Origin of the sequence: Actinoplanes sp. CA-131856 (assembly GCF_050956135.1) — a bacterium.
Lineage (GTDB): Bacteria > Actinomycetota > Actinomycetes > Mycobacteriales > Micromonosporaceae > Actinoplanes.
In genome coordinates this window covers 5963971-5987004 of the sequence record NZ_CP191849.1, presented here as the reverse complement: position 1 = coordinate 5987004, position 23034 = coordinate 5963971, and the positions used below count along the sequence as shown (strand labels likewise).

The window sequence follows — 23034 nt, the reverse complement described above, 5'->3', positions numbered from 1 at the left end:
TCACCTCCTCGGTCAGTGTCGCGGCTCGCGGAACATTACCATGCCGCCGATTCGGGGAATTGACATCCGTCACTTTCATCACCAGGATTGGGAGCGCTCCCAAACGGATGGAGGCGGTTGTGCGGATATTTCGGCGTGTCCTGACCGGCACGGTTCTGGTGGTGGCGGCGGCTACCGTGGGCAGCGTGCCGTCGGGGGCGAGTGCTGCCGCGGAAAAAGGCGCCGCGGTGGAAAGTGCCGTCCGGGTCGACGTCGACGCCCGGGCCGGCCTGGCGAAAGTCGGTGACGTCGCGCTCGGGGTCAACCACGCGATCTGGGATTCGCAGCTCGGCACGCCGGCCGTCGCCGACCTGCTGGGCGACGCGGGCGTTCAGATGGTGCGTTACCCGGGCGGGTCGTACGCGGACATCTACCACTGGAAGGACCACACCGCGCCCGGTGGCTACGTCGCGCCGGACACCGACTTCGACACCTTCATGGCGGGAGCGCGCCGCACCGGCGCCGAGCCGATGATCATCGCCAACTACGGGACGGGCACGGCGCAGGAGGCGGCCGACTGGGTGCGCTACGCCAACGTCACCAAGGGGTACGCGGCCAGGTACTGGACGATCGGCAACGAGAACTACGGCAACGGGCACTACGGGTCGGCCTGGGAGGCCGACGACCACGCCGACAAGAGCCCCAAGGAATACGCGGCGCACGTGGTGGCGTACGCCCAAGCAATGAATGCCGTTGATCCTTCGATCAAGATCGGCGCCGTGCTGACCATGCCGGGCAACTGGCCCGACGGCATCGTGGGGGCGGGCGACGAGGGCAGCTGGAACCAGGAGGTGCTGACCCGGGCCGGCGCCGCCATCGACTTCGTGGACGTGCATTGGTATCCGGGCGCCGAGGCCCTGACCAGCACCGCGCACATCAAGGACGCGGTTCACCTGCTCAAGCAACAGATTCAGACGTACGCCGGTGAAGGCTCCGAAAGAATCAAGATCAGCATGACCGAGACGAATGTCGACGTCGGGCGCAACACGCAGCCGGGCGCGCTCTTCCTGGCCGACGCCTACAGCGGCCTGCTCGAACAGGGCGTCTTCACGGTGCACTGGTGGAACGTCCACAACGGCCTCGGCACGGTTTCCGAGGTCGCGGGGCACACCGACTACGGCGACTACGGCCTGCTGTCCAGCGGCAACTGCAACGCCGACAACACGGTCTGCCAGCCGCCGCTGAACACGCCGTTCGCGCCCTATTACGCCCTGTCGCTGATGGGCGACTTCGCCCGCACGGGAGACCAGTTCGTCGGCACGGGCACGGACGACGCGCTGGTCAGTGCCCACGCCGTGCGCCGCGCCAACGGCGACCTGGCCGTGCTGCTGATCAACAAGGACCCGTCGGCGGGCCGCACGGTGACGCTGAACTACCACGGCTTCACCCCGGCCGCGGGCGCGCCGGAAGTCTCCTCGTTCGGCAACGGCGACGACGGGATCACTACGGGCGGCAGCGGGCAGACCCTGTCGCCGTACGAGATCAAGCTCGTGACCCTGCACCCGGCCGGGCCGGCAGCGGCCGGGCCGAAGGCCCCGGGCCAGCCGACCGCGACCGTGGCCGACCGCACCGCGACCATCTCGTGGCCGTCGGCCGGCGCCGGCCTGAAATACGAGGTGTACCGGCAGAACGGCGGCATCAGCGAGCAGCTCGGCGAGACCACGGCGACGTCGCTGACGGTCCGTAACCTCGAACCGGGGCGCCGTTACACGGTGAACGTGCTGAGCCGTGACGGAGCGGGACGGCAGTCGGCGAGCTCACCGCCGGTGACCTTCACGGCCGGCACGCCGGCGTCGTCGGCCTGCACGGTCAAGTTCCGCGACACCAACGACTGGGGCAACGGCTACGTGGGCTCGATCGACATCACGAACAACGCGGCGGCCCCGGTCAACGGCTGGACGCTGACATTCACCTGGCCCACCACGTGGCAGTCGGTGAGCAGCGGCTGGAGCGCGACGTGGGAACAGACGGCTCGCACGGTCCGCGTGACGAACGACGGCAGCCTGGCCGCCGGCGCGACGGCAACGGTCGGCTTCGTCGGCGCCTACAGCGGCCCGAACGTGTTGCCCACGGCCTTCACCTTGAACGGCACCTTGTGCACTAGCGTTTAGCGGCCTCGAGGACGGCGAGGGCGTCCGCGGTCACCCACGGGTTGGGGCGGCGGGCGCTCACGCCGCCCCAGTCGACGGCGTCCGGGCTGGCGGTGGTGAAGAAGCGCGCCGGCGCGGGCCAGCCTCCGTCGACCCGTCGCGACTCGAGCAGGCCGAGCCCGTCGGCGGCGGGATTCTTGTCGCAGTTCCCTCCGCCGCCGGGCCGCTGCCAGTGCAGCCGTCGCTCGGCCAGGGCGTCGCAGCGCTCGACGGCCAGAGGGTGTTGCCCTGCTGGGAGGCGCCCCGCCATTTGGCGTAGACCCCAGCCTGCTCAGCCCCTGCGGATCGGTTGGGGCCGCTAAGAGTTCGGGAAGGGTGGGCGGTCCTGCTGGCAGACAGTGCCCTTCGGGGGCAGGGCGCCGCCGATCAGGTACTTCGTGTACCAGTCGGTGACGCACGCGCTGAAGCTGCTCGTGTGGCCGAAACCGGTCATCGTCAGCAGGCGGGCGTTGCCCAGCTCGCGCTCCATGCGCTGGGCGAAGGCGTACCGCGTCGCCGGGTCGTACGTCGGGTTGACCAGCAGGACCGTCGCCGACGTCCTGCGGTTCCACGGGCCGTTGTAGCGCTCGGTGGTCCGCGGCCAGTTGGCGCACCCGACCTCGCCGAACGCCTCGGCCCGCCCGAACGTCGGGTGGGCGGCCTCGAACACCTTCGCTATGCCCGGATAGACGGCCGGGTCGCGCGGCAGCGGCGCGTCGGCGCAGTTCACGGCGTAGAAGGCGTCATTCCCGGTGTACGAGTACGCGTCCGGCAAGCCACCGCGTGCCGGCGGGGCCGTGAGCTTTCCGGGGGAGACGGGGGAGGCGCGCAGGGGCGAGGGCGCCCCGGTGATCGTGTCGTACGCGAGCCTCAGCACCTCGGCCGTCTCCGGGAACGACGTGACGTCGTACATGCTGGAGGAGATGTAGCTGGTGAAGTCGTCGAGGGTGACCTCGCCGTATCCGGGGAGCGTCACCGGGCCCTGCCGGAAGCGGAGCCTGACCTTCTCGTATTTCGCCTTGGCGTCGCCGGACAGCGCGCAGGCCGGGCCGGCCGCGTCGCACGCGCGCAGGAAGCCGCCGAGGGCGATCTCGAAGCCGCCGGCGCGGTCGAACTTGTTGGCCAGGCGCCGGTTCGTGCGCTGGTCGGGGTCGACGTTGCCGTCCAGCACGACCGCGCGGACCTTGCCCGGGAACAGGTTGACGTACGTGGCGCCGAGGTGTGTCCCGTACGAGTAACCGATGTAGTTCAGCCTGGCGTCGCCGACCGCCTGCCGCAGCAGGTCGAGGTCCTTGGCGACGTTGAGCGTGCTCATGTGCGCGAGCAGCGGGCCCGCGTCGCGCTTGCAGGCCTCCGTGTACTCGTAGTTCGCGCGCAGCGTGCTCGCGATCTCCTGCTTGCTGAGCGGCACGAGCTTCATCTGCGCCAGCAGCGCCTCGGCCTCGGCGTCGGTGGCGAAGCACTGCAACGGGTCGCTGGCCCCGATGCCGCGCGGGTCGAAGCCGACGATGTCGAAGCGGGCCAGCACGTCGGCCGAGACCAGCTGGTCGGCGACGGTGACCATGCCGCGGCCGGCACCGCCGGGGCCGCCGGGGTTGACGAAGATGGTGCCGACGCGGTGGGCGGGATCGCCGGCCGGGCGGCGGGCCAGCGCGATCGTGGTGGTGGCGCCCCGGGGCCGGTCGTGGTCGAGCGGCACCTGCTTGGTGGCGCACTGGTAGCCGGCGAGCTCTTCCTCGGCGCAGGCGGCCCAGGAAAGCCTGGGCGCGGCCTGCGTGGCCTGCGCGGCCTCCGGCACGGCGATGAGGGCGGTCAGGACGGCGAGTGCGGTGGCGACCTTCGATAGTTTCATCGTTCCTCCCGCGGGCCATCGTTCCATGACATCGACCATGATCGTTGTCCCGGAGGCGACGTGACTCCCGTCTCGCGCACGCATCAGCGCCGGTGCGCCCGGGTAGAAGCAATGCCGTACAGGTCAAGATCAAGATCTAAGTTCTGGAGGTACGTCATGAGCGACGCCGCCGAGAAGCGTGAAGAACTCGAGGAGCTCGCCAAGGAGCGCGTCGAGGACCTGCCGGGCGAGACCGCGCTCGGCCACCGTGACCCCGAGGCGGGTGGCGAGGGTGACCCGCAGGACTACGAGGGCAACCGCGACGTGAAGCTTCCCTGACGCTTCTCTCAAGCTCACCGGGGGCCAACCGATACAGGCGGCATGGTTCTCCGCCGCTCAGGTCAGCCGTCCGCCGCCCTGTCCTCCCGTCTGATCGACGGTCAGGCACAGGGCGGAGGCGTGCTGGACCGGTTCACCCGCCTGGCCTCACGACTGCTCGGAGCGCCCGTGGCAGCGGTGTCGCTTGTCGGCGACGACCGTCAGGTGTTTCTCAGCGTGGTCGGCGAACCACCCGGGCTTGCCTATTCGCCCTGTCGGCACGTGGTCGAGGCCGACGCGCCGCTGATCATCGGCGACATCCGCGCCGACGGTCGGGTCCGAGACCGGGCCGAGCTGACCGCGCTCGGCGTCGCCGCCTACGCGGGCTACCCGTTGCGCAACTCGCGCGGAGAGACGATGGGCTCGTTCTGCGTCATCGACGTCGAACCCCGGGACTGGACCGCCGACGACCTGTCCACCCTCGGCGACCTGGCCGCGGCCGCCGAGTCGGAGCTGGCCGCCCGCTTGGCCGACACCGAGATCCGCACCCGGGCGGCCCGGGCCCAGGCCCAGCTCGACACGGCCAGGGCGGTCACCGTGGGCGGCCTCGAGGCCCGCTTCCGCTCGATGTTCGAGTCCTCGCCCATCGGGGTGGCGCTGGTCGGACTGGACGGCTCGTTCCTGCGCGTCAACGCGGCCATCGCCACCATCACCGGATATAGCCTCGACGAGCTGCTCGCCAGCAACTTCCAGTCGCTCACCCATCCGGCCGACCTCGAGGCGAGCCTTGACATGGTCACCCGGATGGTCGCCGGCGAGGCGCACACCATGCGGGTGCACAAGCGCTACATGCGCCGCGACGGCACCGCCGTGTGGTGCATGGTGTCCGTGGTGCTGCTGCGCGACGACGAGAATCGCCCGCAGCAGTTCCTCATGCAGATGGTCGACATCGACGTCGAGCGCCGCAGCCAGGACCACGCCGACGCGCTGGCCGCCCGCGAGACCTACCGGCTGCGGACCACGATCAACATTCAGCGCGAGGTGGCCGCTGTCGCCTCCGACCGCGGGGAGGCCCTGCGGCTGATCGCCGAGCGCACCTTGACCGCCATTCCGGCCGACGGCGCCGTGGTCGGCCTCATCGACGGCGCGGTCCTGCGGGCCGCGGCCCAGGCCGGCTCGCTGGCCCGCCAGGCCATGCCCGAGGCACCGATCGCGAACTCGCTGTCCGGGCTGGCCGTCCGCACGAGGACGACACTGCGCTGCGACGACACCACGGCCGACCCGCGCGTCGAGCCGGCCATGTGCGAGGCGCTCGGCATGCGCTCGCTGATCATCGCGCCGCTGCTGGTCGAGGGGAACCCGGTCGGCGTCCTGACCGTCTCCAGCGGCCGGCCGAACGTCTTCGACGAGGCCGACGAGCAGCAGCTCACCCTGCTGGCCGACGCCCTGTCGGGCGCGCTGCGCCACGCCGAGGAGGCCGAGCACCGGGCCCGCCTGCTGCGCCAGGCCAACGAGGCGGTGGCCGCGTTGCAGGACAGCGAGGCCCGGTTCCGGTCGGCGTTCGACAACAGCCCGCTCGGCATGGCCCTGACCAGCCTGCGCCCCGACAACCCGGGCATCGTGCTCCAGGCCAACGCGGCCATGGCCGCCATCACCGGCTACTCCATCGCCGACCTGGTCGGCGGGCACGTGCACCAGTTCCACCACCCCTACGACCACGCCGAGACCGACCGTCACCTGGCCGCGCTGTGCGCCGGCGAGGTCGACACGGCGATCGTCGCCAAGCGGTACAAGCACGCCGACGGCCACATCGTCTGGGTGCAGATCCACGGCGCGGTCGTCCGGGACGAGGCCGGCGTCCCGCACTATCTGGTGACCCAGGTGCAGGACGTGACGGCCAAGCGCGCGACCGACGAGCAGCTCCGCCAGCGCGCCCAACTGCTCGACCTCACCCAGGACGCGGTGATCGTGCGCGACCTGAGCGGCCGCGTCCTCTACTGGAACCCGGCCGCCGAGCGCGTCTACGGCTGGCCGGCCGACCTGATCGTCGGCCACGACCTGGACAACCTGCTCGGCACCGAGTTCACCGACGGCGCCGACCGCCGCTCGGTCACCGACACCCTGCTGAGCGACGGCCTGTGGGCCGGCGAGATCGACCACAAGCGGGCCGACGGCCGCCGCGTGCGAGTGCTGTCCCGCAAGGCCGTGCAGTGCGACTCCGAGGGCAACCCGTTCGCCATCCTGTCCATCAACACGGACGTGACGGCCAGCCGCGAGGCCGAGCAGGCCCGCGACGCCGCGATCGCCGACCTGAACGAACGCAACCAGCAGCTGGAGGACGCCAACCAGCTCAAGCAGGACCTGATCGGCATGCTGGGCCACGAGATCGGCAACCCGCTGTCGTCGATCCTCGGTTACACCGAGACCCTGTCGGAGACCTGGAACGTCCTGCCGTCCGACCGCCAGCGCGCGATGCTGGGCGCCATCGACCGCAACGCCCAGCTGCTCAACGGCATCGTCCGCGAGGTGCTGGCCATGGTCACCCTGGACGCCGGCAAACTGACGGCCAACCCCGAGCCGGTCACGGTGCGTTCGCACCTCGAGGCCGTGGTCACCACAACAGACCCGGGCGTACGGGCTCTGGACCGTTTCGGATCGTCCAGCCGCATCCAGGCCCGCATCGACTGTCCGGCCGCCCTGAGGGCGTCGGTGCAGCCCGGTCACCTCGACCAGATGCTGACCAACCTGATCTCCAACGCCGCCAAGTACGGCGGCGGCGCCACGACCCTGACCGCCGAGGACACGAACGGCCAGATCCGCATCGTGGTCCGCGACAACGGCCCCGGCGTCCCGGCCGAACTCCAGCCGAACCTGTTCACCCGCTTCGCCCGAGCCGAGTGCACGGCCCAGACAGTGAAGGGCACCGGCCTGGGCCTCTACATCGTCCGCGAACTGGCCCGAGCCAACGGCGGCGACCTGCGCTACGAGCCGGCCCCCGACGGCGGCTCCATGTTCGTGATCACGCTCCCGCCCGCCGTCTGAGCCGGCCAGGCACGACCGTCCGGAAGGCGTTCCCGCTGACACCAGCGCGCTGATTCCGGATGAGACGATCACGGGACCCGAGTCCACGGGCCGGTCTCGATCGCGGCCATAATCACCGGCCTGAGGATGGGCGATCGAGGGGGCTCGGAAATGGCGTCGGGCAAGGGGCTGGTCTGTGCGGATCCGACCGTCATGGCGTGGGAGGACGGGGAGCGGGAACGCTGGCTGGCCCGGGCCGCGGCGCTCGACCACGGGCGTGCGGAGGACGGCTGGGCGCGCGAGGCCACCAACGCCGACCGGCTCGCCGATCTGAACCCGGTGCAGGTGCCGTGGCTCTTCGCGGCGGGGCCCGCGCCGGTCGCCCGGGCCATGCTCACGCCGGTCCTGCTGCCGCAACGGCAACGGCTGGACATCGTGCGGGTCGCGGTGGCGCGCTTCGAGCTGGACGCGCTGGCGTTCGCCCTTCATCAGGTGGGTGACAGCCCGGACCACCTCGGTCTCCTGCTGCTGCCCTTCCGGGGGCCGGAGCCGGCCGTTCTGGCCGCCGGATGGCTGCGCCATCTCGGGTCCGCCCGGCTGTGGGCGCGGCTCTGGCTGCACCGGCATGCCACGGCGGCGGCCCGGGCCCTGATTCCGGCCGCTTCCGGAAAGCCCGGCCGGGCGCGGCAGAACGCCGAGGACGCGCTCCGCTACCTCGTCCGGGCCGGGCACGAGGCGACCGTCGTCAAGGTGGCCGCCGGCTACGGGCTCGCCGACTGGCAGCCGGCCGCCGAGGCCGTACGCAAGGTGAAATTGCCTGACTGGGAGCTGCCCGAGCTGCGGCGGGCCGGCGGCGGAGCGCTGGCCGGGGACGAGGTGGCCCGGCTGGTCGAGGCGCTGACGCTGACCCGGCTGGACGACGCTCCGGAGCCGGCGCCGGGCGATCCCGAGGGCGACGGGCTGCCGATCGTGGTCGAGTCGTCGGCGGCCGCGCAGCCCGAGGTGCGGGCGCCCGAACCGGAGGCGGCGGCGCTCATGGCCGCCTGCGACCGGGGGAGCCTGGCCGAGTTCGGGCGCGCCCTGCTCGATCAGTGGCTCACCGCCGACATGCCGGCGTCGCAGGCCTGGGTCGTTCTCGCGCAGGCCCATCTCGGCGACGACTCCACCATGGACAAGCTGGCGCCTCTGGTGCGGTCGTGGCCGGCCCGCAGCCGGTGGGCGCGGGCCATCGACGGACTGGCCGTGCTGGCCACGGTCGGCACCGACGTGGCCCTGCGGCATCTGCTGGCCATCGAGGAGGGCATGTACGGCGGGCCGACGAACGACCGCACCCTCACCTATCTTGCCCAGGCCGCCGCCCGCCGGGGCCTGTCGGTCACTCAGCTGGCCGACCGCCTGGCCGTCACCCACGGCCTCGACCGGGGCATCACCCTCGATTACGGGCCGCGTTCCTTCACCGTGGTCACCGACGACCACCTTGTCCCGCACGTCGTCGGCGCGGACGGCCGCCGCCTGGCCCGGCCGCCCAAGCCCGGGGTCAAAGACACCAGACCCGAGGGCTTTCAGGATTTCGTACGCCTGAAGAAGGAGCTCCGCCTCACCGTCGCGGCGCAGACCGCGCGGCTGGAACGCGACATGCTCGCGCATCGGGTCCGCCCCGCCGCCGGCGTGCGGACGTCGCACCCGATCCTCGGGCCGCTCGCCCGGCGGCTGCTCTGGGCCGAGCCCGGTCGCCGTCTGCGGATCGCCGAGGACGGCAGTTTCGCCGACGTCCACGACGCGACCGCGCTGGTCGGCGACGACGCCCCGCTGCGCATCGTGCATCCGGCCGAGCTGGAACCGGCCGAGCTGGCCGATTGGCGGCAGATCTTCGCCGACTACGAGATCCTGCAACCGTTTCCGCAGATCAACCGCCCGGCGGTGGCGTTGACCGGGGCGCAGCGGGCGGCGACGAGCCTTCCGGGTTTCGGCCCGGTCGCGACCGATGCGGTGGTGGGCCTGATGAACCGCGGCTGGATCGGCAACGGCTATCACGACGCCAACGCGCTCAACACCCACACCCAGTTCGCGCACGCGCTCCCGGGCGGCATGGCGCTCCTGATCGAGGTGGAGCCGGGCGTCACCACGTCGGCCGTCAACACCGCCGGCGAGCAGCGGATCACCGAGATCTGGGTCGATGACGCCCGCTCCGACCACTGGCAGGTCATCCGGACCACCCCGATGGGCGCGTGCGACGCGGCCGCCCTGTCCGAGTTGCTGACGGCCCTGGACGCAACCCTTCGGTTGCTATAAGTTGGGTAGCAACCAAACGGTTGCTACTCAGGAGGCAGTCATGGCGTTCCCCGATCGCATCGAGCGCACCCTCGATCTGGCCCAGCCGCCGGAGCGGGTGTGGGCCGCGCTGACCACGGCCGAGGGTCTCGGCACCTGGTTCGGCCACAGCGCCGAGGTCGACCTGCGGGTCGGCGGGCTGATCAAGCTGGCGTGGACCAGCGGTGACACCGGCACGCTGACCATCGAGCGGCTCGAGCCGCCGCGCGTGTTCGGTTACACGTGGGCCATCTCCGGGCTTCCGGAGGGCGACCCCCGGCGGACGTACGTCGAGTTCACCCTCGAAGCCGCCGGCGAGGGCACCACCCTGACCATGGTCGAGAGCGGCTTCGCCCAGCTGCCGGACGACGCGCACAAGGCCGCCTTCGAGGGCAACACCGGAGGCTGGGCCAGCGAGCTGGACGAGCTGGTCGCGTACCTCGATGGCCGGCTCTGACCCCGAGCTGGTCGCGCAGGAGGTCTTCGCCGCCCTGGCCGACCCGACCCGCCGCGAGATCGTCGCGGCGCTGGCCACGGGCGGCCCGGCCACCGCGACCGACCTGGCCGCCCGCCTGCCGATCAGCCGGCAGGCCATCGCGAAACACCTGAACCTGCTGGCCGAGGCGGAGCTGGTGATCGCCGAGCCGGGCGAGCGGCGCCGCGTGCGCTACCGCGTCCATTCCGCACCGATGAAGGTGGCCCAGCAGTTCCTGGCCGCGCTCGCCCGCGACTGGGACGGCCCGCTGGCCACCCTGAAGGAGACGCTCACATGAATCCCGACATCGTGTCGCGCGGCGAATGGCTCGCCGCCCGGCAGCAACTGCTCGTCAAGGAAAAGGCGCTCACGAAGGCCCGCGACGCCGTCAACGCCGACCGCCGGCGCCTGCCGATGGTCCGCGTCGACAAGGACTACCGCTTCGAGGGCCCGAACGGGACGACGACGTTCATCGCTCTCTTCGAGGGCCGTCGCCAGCTCGTCCTCCACCACTTCATGTACGCCGATCATCCGTGCCCCAGCTGCATGTCGGCCGCCGACGGCATCAGCGGCCTGCGCCAGCTGCACGCCCGCGACACCACCCTCGCCGCCGTCTCCCGGGCGCCGTACCCGGAGCTGGCCACCTTCCGTGAGCGGATGGGCTGGGTCTTTCCCTGGTATTCGTCGCACGGCACCGACTTCAACGACGACTTCAAGGCCACCGACCGTACGGAGGGTGAGGTGCCCGCCATCTCCGCCTTCCTGCGGGTCGGCGACGACGTCTTCCACACCTACTCGACCTTCCGCCGGGGGATCGAGGAGTTCCACAACGGCTACCGCTATCTCGATCTCACCGCGCTCGGGCGCCAGGAGGACTGGGAGGAGCCGAAGGGCCGGGCTGTGCCCCTGGGCATGCAGGTCGGCGGCCCCAACATGCGCCTGCCCGATCAGACCGGGCGCTGATTTGCCCGGATTGTTCCATGTGAAACATGCCCGCTCTACCTCAAGAGAAGCGTGGAGGCGACCCGGCGGACGTACGGCTGCATACCGGTGATCACCAGCCGGACCCCGCGGCCGGCCGCCGCCCGTCGCAGCGCGAGGAGGGTGCCCACCCCGGCCGCGTCCAGCAGCGGCACCCGGGACAGGTCCAATATCAGTGAGCCGCCGGCCGGCGTACGGGCCAGCAACGGCTGAACGCCGGCGCGGAGCCGGGCCGTGTTGTCCCGGTCGAGTTCGCCGATCACCCGCGCCTGGCCGCCCAGCTCCGGGACCACCCGCAGCCACCCGGGCTCGTCGGCCTCGCCCGGCCAGGGCGGCACCGTGTCGGTCAGCAGCGCCTCCCGCAGCCAGCCCAGGGCCCGGCTCAGCAGCCGTGACACGTGCATCTGGGAGATGCCCAGCTCGTCGCCGATCTCCTGCTGCGTGTGGTTGCCGTGGAAGCGCATCGACAGCAGGTGCCGCTCGCGCTGCGGCATCCGGTCGAGCAGGTCGGCCAGGCTGACCCGGTCGGCCACCAGATCCATGTCGCGGTCCGGCGAGCCGAACATGTCGCCCAGCTCGCCCGTGCCGTCGCCGGTGGGCTGGCTGAGCGAGACCGCCTTGTATCCGGCCCCGCTGACGACCGCGGCGCGCACGTCCTCCTGGCTGACGCCGCAGCGGTCGGCCAGCTCGCCCTCGGTCGGCCACTGGCCCCGCTCGGCGGTGAGGTCCTGGCGGGCCCGGCCCACGGCCAGCGCCAGCTCCTGCATGCGGCGCGGCACGTGCACGTTCCATCCGGTGTCACGGAAGTGGCGCTTGATCTCGCCGGTGATGACCGAGACGGCGTACGCGGTGAACGAGCCCCGCTCCGGGTCGTACCGCTCCACTGCCTTGACCAGGCCGAGGCGGGCCACCTGGGTGACGTCGTCGGACGGCTCGGAGCCGAAGCGGTAGCGGCGGGCGAGCCGGTCGGCCATCGGCATCATCCGCTCGATGGTCGCGTCGCGGAGCCGGCGGGCCCCCGACTCGGTGGCGGCGGCGTCGCGGTCGGCGGCGTAACTCTCGGCGATGGCGTCGAGGTCTTCCAGCGTGGAATACGCGGACATGGCTGATCCTCCGGTGTCTGTCCGCGGACACAGGGCGGAGGGCTTTACCAGCGGCACCTCTGTTTCCCGGGAGAGCGGTTCTAAACACCGGAGGTTTTTTCGTCACTCAGCCGGGAAGCCAGGTGGCCATGCCAGTTGATCAGCAAGCGCTCGCCACCAGCCTGGAAACCCTGAGCACGGCCGGCCTCTCGACCGACCGCCGGAGCCTGGAGGACCGCCTCGACGAGGTGCTGACCGCCGCCCGCGACATGCTCCACGTCGACGGGGTCGGTCTGATGCTGGTGAACGAGGCGGGCGAGCTGCGGGTGGCGGGCGCGTCGATCCCGGCCGGGCTGGCGCTGGAACGGGCCCAGTTGCGGCTGGGCCGTGGGCCGGCCATCGACTGCGTCCGCGGGGAGCGGACCGTGGCCGTTCCCGATCTGGCGGCCGGCGACGACTACGCTCCGGTCTGGGCGGAGCTTCGGACGGGCGGGGAAGCGGCGCGGGCGGTACTGTCCGTTCCGGTGCTGGTCGCCGGAACCGTCGCCGGCACCCTGAACGCTCTCCGCTTACAGCCGCAGACCTGGGAAACCGACAGCGTCCGCGCCGCCGAGGCGTACGCCGGGGTCATCTCGGTGTTGCTCCGCCTCGGCGCCAACGCCCAGGAGTGAGGATGCGCGATGCCGAACATTGATCCGGAGGTCCTGGCCAGCAGCCTGCGGCGGCTGGAGAAGCTCGACGGCCCCGACGTCTCGGGCGCGGTGGCCGACGTCGTGCACGCGGCCGTCGACCTCTTCCAGGTGACCGGCAGCGGCCTCATGATCGCCGACGAGGAGAACAGCCTGCACTACGTGGCGGCCAGCAACGCGCCCAGCAAGATCATGGAGCAGGCGCAGAGCCACGCCGGCGAGGGGCCGTGCGTGTCGGCGTTCGTCCACAACCGGGTGGTGCACACCGACGACCTGCGCGAAGATCCGCGCTGGCCGCGCATCCGGGAGCCGTTCCTCGAGCACGGGGTGGTGGCGGTGCTGGGCGCGCCGGTGCGGCTGGGCGGGGTGCCGGTCGGCACCCTCGACGTCTTCCTCGACCGGCCGCACGACTGGGACGACACCGAGGCGGCGGCGCTGGAGCGCTACACCGGCCTGCTCGAGTCGACGCTGAGCGCGGCGCTGGCCGCGCAGCGGGCGGGTGAGCTCGCGGGCCAGCTGCAGTACGCGCTCGACTACCGCATCGTCATCGAGCGCGCGGTCGGCTATCTGATGGCCCGCCACGAGACCGGCGCCGAGGAGGCGTTCGGACTGCTCCGCGCCACCGCCCGCAACCAGCGGCGCAAGGTGGCCGACGTGGCCCGGCATCTGCTCGACACCGGCCGCCTGCCCGATTGAGAGCCGCGCGGAGGGGTAGTCGGGGCCCATGGCTGAGGCGACGGTTTCCGATCTTCTGGTGGAGCGCCTGACGGCGTGGGGTGCCGAGCGGGTGTTCGGCTATTCCGGTGACGGCATCGACGGCGTGCTGGGCGCCCTGCGGCGGGCCGGGAAACCGGAGTTCGTGCAGGCCCGGCACGAGGAGGCGGCGGCCTTCATGGCGGTCGCCCACGCCAAGTACGCCGGTGGCGCCGGTGTCTGCCTGTCCACCCAGGGGCCGGGCGCGGTGCACCTGCTCAACGGCCTCTACGACGCGAAGCTGGACAGCCAGCCGGTCGTGGCCATCGTGGGGCAGCAGGCCTCGACGGTGCTGGGCAGCGCGTACCAGCAAGAAATTGATCTGCAAAGGCTCTTCGGCGACGTCTGTGCCCAGTTCGTGCAGACCGCCTTCACGGCCGAGCAGGTGCCGATGCTGATCGACCGGGCGTTCCGGGCGGCCCTGGCCACCCGCGGCCCGACCTGCGTCATCCTGCCGCACGACGTCCAGTCCGAGCCCGCGCCCGACCCCACCGAGCACGAGCACGGCGTCCTGGTGACCAGCCCGGGCCTGCGACCGGCGCGGCTGCTGCCCCGCGAGCAGGACCTGCGCGAGGCGGCCGATCTGCTGAGCTCGGGGGAGCGCGTCGCGATCCTGGTGGGTCAGGGAGCGTACGGCGCGGCGGGCGAGATCGCGGAGTTGGCGGACCGCCTGGGCGCGGGCGTCGCGGCGTCGCTGCTCGGCAAGCCGGTGCTCGACGAGAACCTGCCGTTCCACGCCGGGGTGATGGGCCACCTGGGCACCACGGCCAGCGCCGAGCTGATGCGCGGTTGCGACACCCTGCTGCTGATCGGCACGAACGACCCGTGGACCGAGTTCTACCCGGCGCCCGGCCAGGCCCGCGCCGTGCAGATCGACATCGACGGACGCCGCCTCGGCGTGCGCTATCCGGTCGAGGTGCCGCTGCTGGGCGACGCGACCGCGACCCTGCGCGAACTGCTGGGCCTCGTCAAGCCGGCGCCGCGCAAGGAATGGCGCACAAAGGTCGAAGGCTGGGTCCGGCGCTGGCACGAGATCGCCTCCTCCCGGGCCGAAGCGGCCGCCGAGCCGCTCAATCCGCAGCACGTCGTGCGGTCGCTCAACGGTCACCTGCCCGCCGGCGCGCGGGTCGCGGTGGACGTCGGCTCGGTCGTCTACTGGTACGCCCGGCACCTGCGCCTGCCCGCCGGGGTGCCCGCGCATCTGTCCAGCACCCTCGCCTCCATGGGCTGCGGCATCCCGTACGGCCTCGCGGCCAAGCTCGAAGCCCCGGACCAGCCGGTCGTGGTCCTCTCCGGCGACGGCGGCTTCCAGATGCTCGGCCTGGCCGAGCTGGCGACGGTCGCCGCGCGCTGGCGCGACTGGCCCGACCCGCGTTTCGTCGTCTGCGTGCTCGACAACGGCGACCTGGCCGAGGTGAGCTGGGAGCAGCGCGAGATGGAGGGCGAGCCCCGCTTCGCCGCCTCCCAGGACCTGCCCCGCGTGCCCTACGCCCGCTACGCCGAGCTGCTGGGCCTGCGCGGCATCGAGGTCACCACTCCCGGCGCCATGACCGACGCGTGGGAGACGGCCCTGGCCGCCGACCGTCCCACCCTGATCCACGCCGTGGTCGATCCGGCGATCCCGCTGCTGCCACCGCTGCAACCGCAGGAGAAGATCGACCAGATGTACTCCGGTCTGGCCGCCGAGAACACCGACCTGGCCCGCCGAGCGGCCGAACACCTGCGCCGGGAACGCGCCGGCGAGGACTGAGCCGCTGTCCTCGACGTGTGGTCACGACGGCGGCGCGGCGTCCCGCTGGGCGGCGATCACCGCTTCGAGCAGGCCCGGAAAACGGGTTTCGACGTCCCGCATGCGCAGGACATTCATGATCGACGTGCCCTGATAGTGCTGGCGGATCAGTCCCGCCTCGCGCAGCACCCGGTAGTGGTGGGTCGCGGTGGACTTGCTCACCGGGACCTCGATCTCGGCGCAGCCTTTGGGACTGAGTTCGAACAGCCGGAACACGATGTGCCGGCGCACGGGGTCGGCCAGGGCGGACAACACCCGGCTCAGATCGAGTTCGTCCCGCTCAGGGTGCTCGAACGTGCGCATGCTCGCTCTTCTCTCCGCGTACCGGCCTCGCCGTCGACATAATACGATAGGTGTCGTACTACGATGATCATCGTAATACTGCCCGCCTACCCTCCGGAGAGTTCCGATGCGCCAGCTGCCCTTGTCCGCCGAAGCCACCGACATCCTGCGCGGGCCCAACCCGGCGGTGCTGTCATTGCTGCGCCCCGACGGCGCGCCGTTCACCACCGCCACGTGGTATCTGCTCGAGGGCGAGCGGACCATCCTGGTCAACAACCAGAGCAACCGCGTGCGGCTGCGGCACATGCGCAAGGACCCCCGGGTCGCCCTGACCGTCCTGGCCGAGGACTGGTACACCCACGTCAGCCTCATCGGGCGCGTCGTCGGCATCGCCGATGATCCGGAGCTGGCCGATATCGACCGGATCGCGCGGCACTATACGAAACGCCCCTTCGAGGACCGCGAAACGCCCCGCAGCAGTGTCCACATCGAGATCGAACAGTGGCACGCCTGGGGCGCTCTGCGCCCGGCCGACTGATCGGTGACCCGGCTGGCGGAGCGTTGATACGGTCCCGCGCATGAACCCCGAGGACGTTGCTCATCGATATCTCGCGCTGGCCGACGGCCGGCTGCCCGGCTTCGTCAGCGGGCTGCACATCGTCGGGTCGGCCGCGATCGGGGCCTGGCAGCCGGGAGTCAGCGACGTCGACACCGTCATCCTGACCTCCCGCGCGGCGTCGCCGGACGACCTGGCCACGCTGGCCGAGATCCACACCGAGATGGGCCGGCCTTACTTCGACGGCGTCTACCTGTCGCCCGACCTGGCGGCGACGTGGCCCGGCGACCGCCGCGTGGTCCCGTTCGCCGTCGGGGGCGCCCTTGTCACCGACCGTCCGTGCGGCGAGCTCACCCCGGTCGTCGGGCTGATCCTTCGGAAGTACGGCATCGCGGTCCGCGGCCCGGCCCCCGACGTGCGCGTCGACCACGACAGCCTGCGGCTCTATCTGCTCGGCAACCTGGGCGGCTTCTGGCACGACCAGGCCGCGCAGATCGCCGGGGCCCTGCCCTCGATCACGGACGAGGTCCTCGACCCGGAGACCGTGACCTTCCACGTGCTCGGCCCGGCCCGCCTGCACTACACGCTGGCGTATGGCGACATCATCTCCAAGTCCGCCGCCGGCGACTATCTCGCCAAGATCTTCCCGGAGTACGCCGAGACGGCCGCCAAGGCGGTCCGCTGGCGGGCCGGCGCGCCCGAGCAGTTCACCCGGGCCGACCTCGAAGCCGCCGGCCGCTCCGTCAGCGCGGTCGTCGAGGACGCCCAGCGGCGGTTCTAGCCGAGCGGGGAGACCAGGCTGCGGGCCACCTGAAGGTCGGTGATCAGCACGTTCACCCAGCGGCCGCGCAGGGCGGCCCTGATCGCCGTGCTCTTGCGCGCGCCGCCGGCCACGGCGACGCGGCGGGGGACCGCCCGCAGCGTGTCGGCGCCGATGCCCAGCACCCGGTCGTCCAGGCCGGACTCGATGTGGTCGCCGTGGGAGTCGAAGAAGCGGATGCAGACGTCGCCCACCGCGCCCGCCGTGCGCAGCGCCGGCAGCTCGCCCTCGGCCACCGCGTTGCCGCTCTCGCGCAGCAGCGGCGACGGCTCGATGCTGCCGATGCCGACCAGGGCCATGGTCAGGTCGTCGCAGGCCTTCAGCACCGGCTCGATGTTGGGGTCGGTGACGAACATCTGCCGCATGTCGGCCGAGGCCAGCAGGCCCGGCGCCTGGAGATAGACGGCCTGGGCGCCGGTCAGCGCGGCCAGCCGGCCGGTGATCCGGGTGGCCTGGGTCTGCGCCGTCACGTTGCCGACCCCGCCGAGCATCTGCACGACCTGGTCGGCCACCTTCGTCGGGCGCGGGTGCATGGCCTCGACGGTGGCCAGGATCGTGGAGCTCCAGGAGGAGACCCCGATGCGCTCGCCGCCCATCAGGGTCGTCTCCAGATAGACGGCGGCGGCCGCGCCCAGCGCCCGCATGATCTCGGGCTCCCCGTCCTGGTCGTCGGTGTCGGCCACGATGACCTCGGTGAGGCCGTACGCCTGCTCGATCTGCTCCTCGAGCTCGGCATAGACCCCACGCGGCGCGATCACCGTGGTGCGGACGATGCCGAGCTCGACGGCCCGTTTGAGGAGCCGGCTGACCCGCGGCTGGGAGATGTGCAGCTGCTGGGCGATCTGCGGTTGCCGCATGCCACGCTCGTGGTACATGCGGGCCACCTTCGTGAGCAGACGGATCTGGTCGGTGGCGATCTCGTCCAGCGCGTTCGCTTCCATGCGGAGCAGAATATCCATTCAGTGGGAGGCGGTTAACGGACCGTCAGGATGACCCGCTGGTAGTGCTTCAGGGCAGGCGTGCCGCCGTCGGTCACCTCGAAGATCAGGTGAATCGTGTCGCCGGTCTTCGCGTCGGCGGGCACGATGAGGGAAACGGTCGGCTTGTCCGTTGCGGACAGGGTGACCGTGCCCGCGTACGTGTCGGCGTCGGTGTACTGCCACCACTTGTACGAGAGGCGGTCACCGTCCGGGTCGGATCCCCGCCCGTGCAGAGTGACCTGGCGGCCGGCGCCGGCGGACAGGGAGAGGCCCTCCCGTACGGAAGCCCGCGGGTTGTGGTTGGCGTCGCGGTAGCGCGGCGTCACGCCCCAGTCGGCGCGGGCCGCGAAGTCGTTCTGCAGGTCGGCCACCCAGCGCGTCTGCGGGTACGCCCGATCGGCCGCCCCGGTCGCCGGGTTGATGTCGGTGGTGTCGATCCAGCCCGACGCGTTCGGCGCGAACCGGCCGCCCCAGCCGCCGTAGGTCGGGTCCTCCGACGAGCGGAGCCCGTTGAAGTCGAGAAGGTAGAGGAACGAGGGGGAGTCGCCCTCGGAGATGAAGTCGTGAACGGCGTACGTCAGATTCTGATCAGGCCGCCAGCGGTTGTTCTCGTCGTCGCCCGGTGTCGGCTGCCCGTCGCGGTAGGTGCGGTAGAGGGAGAGCAGCGCGCCGTGCCCGGTCAGGAAGTTCTCCTCCATGTACGGAGCCTTGAGCGCGTACTGCAGCGACGCCGGCACCTGCCGCGTCCACAGGTAGGCGAAGCTCCAGAACTGGCTCTGGTTGTCGACGATCTTCAGATCGGGCCAGTTCGGCTTGATGTAGTCGTCGAGCGTCGCGTCCTGGTTGAGGATGTTGTAGATGACCACCTTGTCGCTGATCTCGCGTTGCAGGGCGGGCCATTTCCGGGTGCCCTGATACTTCTCCTGGATGGACTTGAGCGCCCGCGCGGTCGTGTTCAGCCCGCCCCATGACTGGATGTAGAGCGGCCCGGGCTCGTCGGCCAGGATCCGCTTCTCGATGAGCCGCGAGCCCTCGGTGACCTGCGCCATCTCGCTGACGTTGGTGACGTTTCCGATTTTGTACAGCGACCGCAGCCTGGCCGGCGTCGGATATCCGGGCGCGTGGCGCCGCAGGTTCGGGTAGAGCTTCGCGTACAGGTCGATGTACTCGTTGACCCAGGCGGTGCCGGTCCACCGGTACGGCGCGACGGTCGACCCGTCGCCGGCCCAGTGATATCGCGAGCTCGAATAGACGATGCCCTCGATGTCGAACTCGTTGGCGTAGTACAGGAACCGGATGAACGAGTCCATGTCGTCCACCTCGCCGTCCTGCGAAACGATGATCCGCGGCTTGGCGGAGCCATGGTCATGAGCGTGCGCCGGCGTCACGCCGGCGAGGGAAAGGGCCACGGCCAGCGCCGCGGCGATCAGCAGACGGGCTCTCATGCGCACTCCTCATGAATAGAAATTCATAAGCGCATCGGTACCGCGATCGCACCGTAATGAGGCCGTGACCGAGGAGTCAAGGGCACCGGGCCATTGACATCCACGACATCCAGCGTTCACAGTAATCGCATGGCCAATCGCCTATGAATGGATATTCAGCATGAAGGTGTTCCCCCGCCTGAAGGTGTTCCCCCGCCTGGCGGCCGCCCTGCTGCTCGTGGCCGCGCTCGCCGCCTGCTCCAAGGTGCCCGGTGTCTTCGTTTACGAGAAGGACGGTCAGGCCGCGACCGGCGAGAAGGCGGCCGACGCCAAGTCCTTCGTGGACGGCAACTGGGCGCAGAAGATCGTGCCGACCGTGCGGGAGAAGGCGGTCGACGTCACCACGGTGGCCGCCGCGATCGAGAAGGACCCCGAGGCCGCCGGCAAGCAGTACGGCCACCAGGCCGGCACCGGCAGCCCGTTCGCGTACATGGTCAAGGGCTCCGGCACGATCACGAAGGTCGACAAGTCGGTGCCCACCGGCCCGGTCACCGTCGAGGTGCCCCGTGCCGGCGGCAAGCCGCTGACCGTCACCATCGCCACCGGCCCGGTCATCGCCGGCACCGCCGTCCGCGACGCCGTCGGCTTCATCTCGTTCGGCGACTTCACCAACCAGATCGAGTACGCCAACGTCGCCAACCAGATCAACGACCGGGTCAAGACCGACGTGACCGCCAAGGCCGACCTGGCCGAGGGGAAGAAGGTCACCTTCCACGGCGCCTTCTCGGCGCTGCCCGGCGGCGGCGTCTTCCTCGTGCCGACCGAGCTCGAGGTGGGCTGATGGAGATCCTCGAGGCCCACCACATCAGCAAGAACTACGGCGGGGTGCGCGCGCTGAAGGACGTCACCTTCACCGCGTACCGGGGCAAGGTCAACGTCCTGGTCGGGGAGAACGGCGCCGGCAAGTCGACACTGATGAAGATCCTCTCCGGCTCGGAGCAGCCGTCGGAGGGCGAGATCCTGCTCGACGGCGAGCCCGTGCACCTGGGCAGCCCGCGCGACGCCCAGGCGCGCGGGATCGGCATCATCCACCAGGAACTGAGCCTGTTCCCGAACCTCTCGATCGCCGAGAACATGTTCGCCGGGCGGGAGCTGCGCCGGGGAAAGCGTTTCGTCGACGCCGCCGCACAGAACAAACGCGCCGCCGAGGTGCTCGCCCGCCTCGGGCAGGGCCATCTCAGCCCGACCGAGGCGGTCGGTGACCTTCCGATCGGGCAGCAGCAGCTCGTCGAGATCGGCCGGGCGCTGCTCGAGGACGTCCGCGTGCTCATCATGGACGAGCCCACGAGCGCCCTGTCCAACCACGAGGTCGACGTGCTGTTCGAGGTGATGGCCGACCTGCGCGAGCACGACGTCACGGTCATCTACATCTCGCACAAGCTCGACGAGTTCCGCCGCATCGGCGACTGGGTCACCGTCTTCCGCGACGGCCGCCTCGTCGCGCACGAGTCGATGGCCCGCACCGACACCGGCTGGATCGTGCGCGAGATGGTCGGCCGTGACCCCGACTCGCTCTACGTCCGCAACAGCTCGCCGGTCGGCGACGTTCTTCTGGAGGTACGTCACCTGACCGTGCCCGGCCCGGCCCGCCCGCTGGTCGACGACGTGTCGCTGACCGTGCGCGCCGGTGAGGTCGTCGGCCTCTACGGCCTGATGGGCGCGGGCCGCACCGAGCTCGTCGAGACCCTCATGGGCATGCGCAAGGCGGCCTCCGGCGAGGTGCTGGTCAAGGGGAAGGCGGAGCCGAAGGGCACCGTCCAGGCCCGGATGGCGGCCGGGCTCGCGCTCGTGCCCGAGGACCGGCAGCGCGACGGCCTGGTGCAGACCATGTCCGTGCGCGACAACATCCTGCTGGCCACGGTGGGCCGGATGACCCGGGGCGGGCTGCTCGACGGGGGAGCCGAGCAGCGCACCGCCAAGGACAAGGTCGGCGAGCTCGCCATCAAGATCCCCGGCCTGGCCTCGTTGGTCACCTCGCTCAGCGGCGGCAACCAGCAGAAGGTCGTGCTGGCCCGGGCCCTGCTGACCGAACCGGTGGTGTTGCTGCTCGACGAGCCCACCCGCGGTGTCGACGTCGGCGCCAAGGCCCAGATCGCCGCGCTCATGGCCGACCTGGCCGTGCGGGGCTTCGGCGTCCTGTTCATCTCCTCGGAACTGGCCGAGGTCATCGCCATGGCCGACCGGGCGCTGGTCATGGCCCAGGGCCGCGTCACCGCCCAGTTCGGCGCGGCCGAGGTAACCGAAGAAGCCCTGGTGGCGGCTTCCGCATCCGACAGCGTCCTGGAGGCTCGCTCATGACCGACACCCACGTGGCCCCGCCGAAGAGCCCGGCGGCGCCGCCCGAGCCGAACCAGGGCAACCGGGCCCTGGCGCGGGCCGCCCTGTGGCTGCTGCGCGGACGTACCCTCGTGGTCCTGGTCGTCCTGGTGATCATTTTCAGCGCCATCTCGTCGGAGTACCTGACGCAGAGCAACCTGATCCTGATGACCAAGCACGTGGCCATCAACGCGATCCTGGCCATCGGCGTCACCTTCGTCATCCTGACCGGCGGCATCGACCTGTCGGTGGGCTCGATCGCCGGCCTGGCCAGCATGGTCTGCGGTGGGCTGCTCTTCACCGGCCTGGCCGTGCCCGGCGGTCACCTGTTCTTCTCGGTCGCGGTGGTCATCCTCATCGGCATCGTGGTCGGGGCGCTGGTCGGCGCGGTCAACGGTGTGCTGGTCACCCGGTTCCGGGTGGCGCCGTTCATCGCCACCCTGGGCATGCTCTACGTGGCCCGGGGCGTGGCCCAGCTGATCAGCGACGGCGGCACCTTCCCCGACCTGGCCGGTTCGCCGGCCCGGGGTAACCAGGGCTTCCACATCATCGGCGTGGACAGCTGGCTCGGCATCCCGGTCGCCGTCTGGATCATGATCGTGGTCGCCGCCGCGGCCATCGTGGTCACCACCAAGACCCCGTTCGGCCGCCGGGTCTACGCCGTCGGCGGCAACGAGCGGGCGGCCGTGCTGGCCGGCATCAGGGTCAACCGCGTCAAGATCGCCGTGTACGTCATCTCGGGCGCCTGCGCGGCCCTGGCCGGCCTGCTCCTCACCTCGGAGCTGGGCGCGGCCTATCCCGACACCGCCACCACGTACGAGCTGAACGCGATCGCCGCCGCCGTCCTGGGCGGCACCGCCCTGGCCGGCGGCCGCGGCACCATCGTCGGCACCGTGATGGGCGCCTTCGTCATCGGCTTCCTCAGCGACGGCCTGGTCCTGATCGGCGTCTCCACGTTCTGGCAGTCAGTGGTGAAGGGCGCCGTCATCGTCTTCGCCGTGGTCACCGAGCAGGCCCAGCAACGCCTCCAGTCCTCCTTGAGCAAACGAACCGCCTGAAGCCCTGCCCGCCCCACCCGCGCTGCCCCCTCGTCCCGCCCACGCCTCACCCGCGCCGCCCATCCGCGCCGTCCGCCTCCCGTCCGTGCCTCACCCGCGCCGCCCATCCGCGCCGTCCGCC

The 23034-nt window shown here is 71.0% G+C and carries 21 protein-coding genes; 15 read left to right on the top strand and 6 right to left on the bottom strand.

The genetic code is table 11. The features are described from left to right. Positions 1–119 precede the first annotated feature (119 nt). A complete protein-coding gene (locus ACQP2X_RS27755) occupies positions 120–2150 on the top strand; it encodes a cellulose binding domain-containing protein (protein ID WP_498686782.1) in 2031 nt (676 codons plus the stop codon). On the opposite strand, the gene ACQP2X_RS27750 is transcribed toward ACQP2X_RS27755, so the two are convergent. Together ACQP2X_RS27750 and ACQP2X_RS27745 are read right to left on the bottom strand one after the other, a co-directional pair. Then, on the bottom strand, positions 2140–2439 hold the full coding sequence (locus ACQP2X_RS27750; RefSeq protein ID WP_498686780.1) for a hypothetical protein: 300 nt from the start codon (positions 2437–2439) through the stop codon (positions 2140–2142). The two genes, ACQP2X_RS27755 and ACQP2X_RS27750, sit on opposite strands and share 11 nt — an antisense overlap. A 48-nt stretch (positions 2440–2487) precedes the next feature. Further along, positions 2488–4020, bottom strand: coding sequence for an alpha/beta hydrolase (locus ACQP2X_RS27745; protein ID WP_498686779.1), 1533 nt, complete (start codon positions 4018–4020; stop codon positions 2488–2490). A gap of 156 nt (positions 4021–4176) precedes the next feature. Between ACQP2X_RS27745 and ACQP2X_RS27740 the strand changes: the two genes are divergently transcribed. The 6 genes from ACQP2X_RS27740 to ACQP2X_RS27715 all read left to right on the top strand — a co-directional run bounded on the left by ACQP2X_RS27740 (position 4177) and on the right by ACQP2X_RS27715 (position 11086). After that, a complete protein-coding gene (locus ACQP2X_RS27740; protein WP_498686777.1) occupies positions 4177–4338 on the top strand; it encodes a hypothetical protein in 162 nt (53 codons plus the stop codon). Between the two features lie 42 nt (positions 4339–4380). After that, entirely contained in the window at positions 4381–7359 is a 2979-nt protein-coding gene (locus ACQP2X_RS27735; RefSeq protein ID WP_498686776.1) for a PAS domain S-box protein, read from the top strand. 150 nt (positions 7360–7509) lie between these two features. Continuing rightward, complete coding sequence (locus ACQP2X_RS27730) at positions 7510–9630, top strand: DUF4132 domain-containing protein (protein WP_498686774.1); 2121 nt, start codon at positions 7510–7512, stop codon at positions 9628–9630. Between the two features lie 40 nt (positions 9631–9670). Next, on the top strand, positions 9671–10105 hold the full coding sequence (locus ACQP2X_RS27725) for an SRPBCC domain-containing protein (protein WP_498686773.1): 435 nt from the start codon (positions 9671–9673) through the stop codon (positions 10103–10105). Then, a complete protein-coding gene (locus ACQP2X_RS27720; protein ID WP_498686771.1) occupies positions 10092–10421 on the top strand; it encodes an ArsR/SmtB family transcription factor in 330 nt (109 codons plus the stop codon). Before ACQP2X_RS27725 ends, ACQP2X_RS27720 begins: the two co-directional genes overlap by 14 nt. Further along, positions 10418–11086, top strand: coding sequence for a DUF899 domain-containing protein (locus ACQP2X_RS27715; RefSeq protein ID WP_498686769.1), 669 nt, complete (start codon positions 10418–10420; stop codon positions 11084–11086). The genes ACQP2X_RS27720 and ACQP2X_RS27715 overlap by 4 nt, the downstream gene beginning before the upstream one ends. A gap of 35 nt (positions 11087–11121) precedes the next feature. Here ACQP2X_RS27715 and ACQP2X_RS27710 read toward each other — a convergent pair whose 3' ends face one another. Further along, positions 11122–12207, bottom strand: coding sequence for a sigma-70 family RNA polymerase sigma factor (locus ACQP2X_RS27710; RefSeq protein WP_498686767.1), 1086 nt, complete (start codon positions 12205–12207; stop codon positions 11122–11124). A 128-nt stretch (positions 12208–12335) separates the two neighbouring features. On the opposite strand from ACQP2X_RS27710, the gene ACQP2X_RS27705 reads away from it, so the two are divergent. From ACQP2X_RS27705 to ACQP2X_RS27695, 3 genes are read left to right on the top strand one after another with little or no spacing between them, the layout of a single operon-like run. Next, on the top strand, positions 12336–12857 hold the full coding sequence (locus tag ACQP2X_RS27705; protein ID WP_498686765.1) for a GAF domain-containing protein: 522 nt from the start codon (positions 12336–12338) through the stop codon (positions 12855–12857). A gap of 9 nt (positions 12858–12866) precedes the next feature. Further along, complete coding sequence (locus ACQP2X_RS27700; RefSeq protein ID WP_498686764.1) at positions 12867–13571, top strand: GAF and ANTAR domain-containing protein; 705 nt, start codon at positions 12867–12869, stop codon at positions 13569–13571. 28 nt (positions 13572–13599) lie between these two features. Then, complete coding sequence (locus ACQP2X_RS27695; protein WP_498686762.1) at positions 13600–15378, top strand: thiamine pyrophosphate-requiring protein; 1779 nt, start codon at positions 13600–13602, stop codon at positions 15376–15378. Positions 15379–15399: 21 nt separating this feature from the next. Here ACQP2X_RS27695 and ACQP2X_RS27690 read toward each other — a convergent pair whose 3' ends face one another. Next, positions 15400–15720, bottom strand: a complete 321-nt coding sequence (locus ACQP2X_RS27690) for an ArsR/SmtB family transcription factor (RefSeq protein WP_498686760.1) — start codon at positions 15718–15720, stop codon at positions 15400–15402. Between the two features lie 106 nt (positions 15721–15826). Between ACQP2X_RS27690 and ACQP2X_RS27685 the strand changes: the two genes are divergently transcribed. Continuing rightward, positions 15827–16237 (top strand): TIGR03618 family F420-dependent PPOX class oxidoreductase, encoded by a 411-nt coding sequence (locus ACQP2X_RS27685; RefSeq protein WP_498686759.1) that lies wholly within the window; start codon positions 15827–15829, stop codon positions 16235–16237. 40 nt (positions 16238–16277) lie between these two features. Next, the gene (locus ACQP2X_RS27680) at positions 16278–17036 is read left to right on the top strand and encodes a nucleotidyltransferase domain-containing protein (protein ID WP_498686758.1); all 759 of its coding nucleotides are present in this window, start codon (positions 16278–16280) and stop codon (positions 17034–17036) included. Here the strand turns inward: ACQP2X_RS27680 and ACQP2X_RS27675 are convergent. Beyond that, positions 17033–18016: a sugar-binding transcriptional regulator gene (locus ACQP2X_RS27675; RefSeq protein ID WP_498686756.1), complete on the bottom strand. Its 984-nt coding sequence runs from the start codon at positions 18014–18016 to the stop codon at positions 17033–17035. The two genes, ACQP2X_RS27680 and ACQP2X_RS27675, sit on opposite strands and share 4 nt — an antisense overlap. A 32-nt stretch (positions 18017–18048) precedes the next feature. Beyond that, the gene (locus ACQP2X_RS27670; RefSeq protein ID WP_498686755.1) at positions 18049–19500 is read right to left on the bottom strand and encodes a DUF1593 domain-containing protein; all 1452 of its coding nucleotides are present in this window, start codon (positions 19498–19500) and stop codon (positions 18049–18051) included. A 160-nt stretch (positions 19501–19660) separates the two neighbouring features. On the opposite strand from ACQP2X_RS27670, the gene ACQP2X_RS27665 reads away from it, so the two are divergent. From ACQP2X_RS27665 to ACQP2X_RS27655, 3 genes are read left to right on the top strand one after another with little or no spacing between them, the layout of a single operon-like run. Beyond that, positions 19661–20320 (top strand): DUF2291 family protein, encoded by a 660-nt coding sequence (locus ACQP2X_RS27665; protein WP_498686753.1) that lies wholly within the window; start codon positions 19661–19663, stop codon positions 20318–20320. Then, the gene (locus ACQP2X_RS27660; protein WP_498686751.1) at positions 20320–21837 is read left to right on the top strand and encodes a sugar ABC transporter ATP-binding protein; all 1518 of its coding nucleotides are present in this window, start codon (positions 20320–20322) and stop codon (positions 21835–21837) included. Before ACQP2X_RS27665 ends, ACQP2X_RS27660 begins: the two co-directional genes overlap by 1 nt. Continuing rightward, on the top strand, positions 21834–22913 hold the full coding sequence (locus ACQP2X_RS27655; RefSeq protein ID WP_498686750.1) for an ABC transporter permease: 1080 nt from the start codon (positions 21834–21836) through the stop codon (positions 22911–22913). Before ACQP2X_RS27660 ends, ACQP2X_RS27655 begins: the two co-directional genes overlap by 4 nt. The last annotated feature ends 121 nt before the right edge of the window (positions 22914–23034 follow it).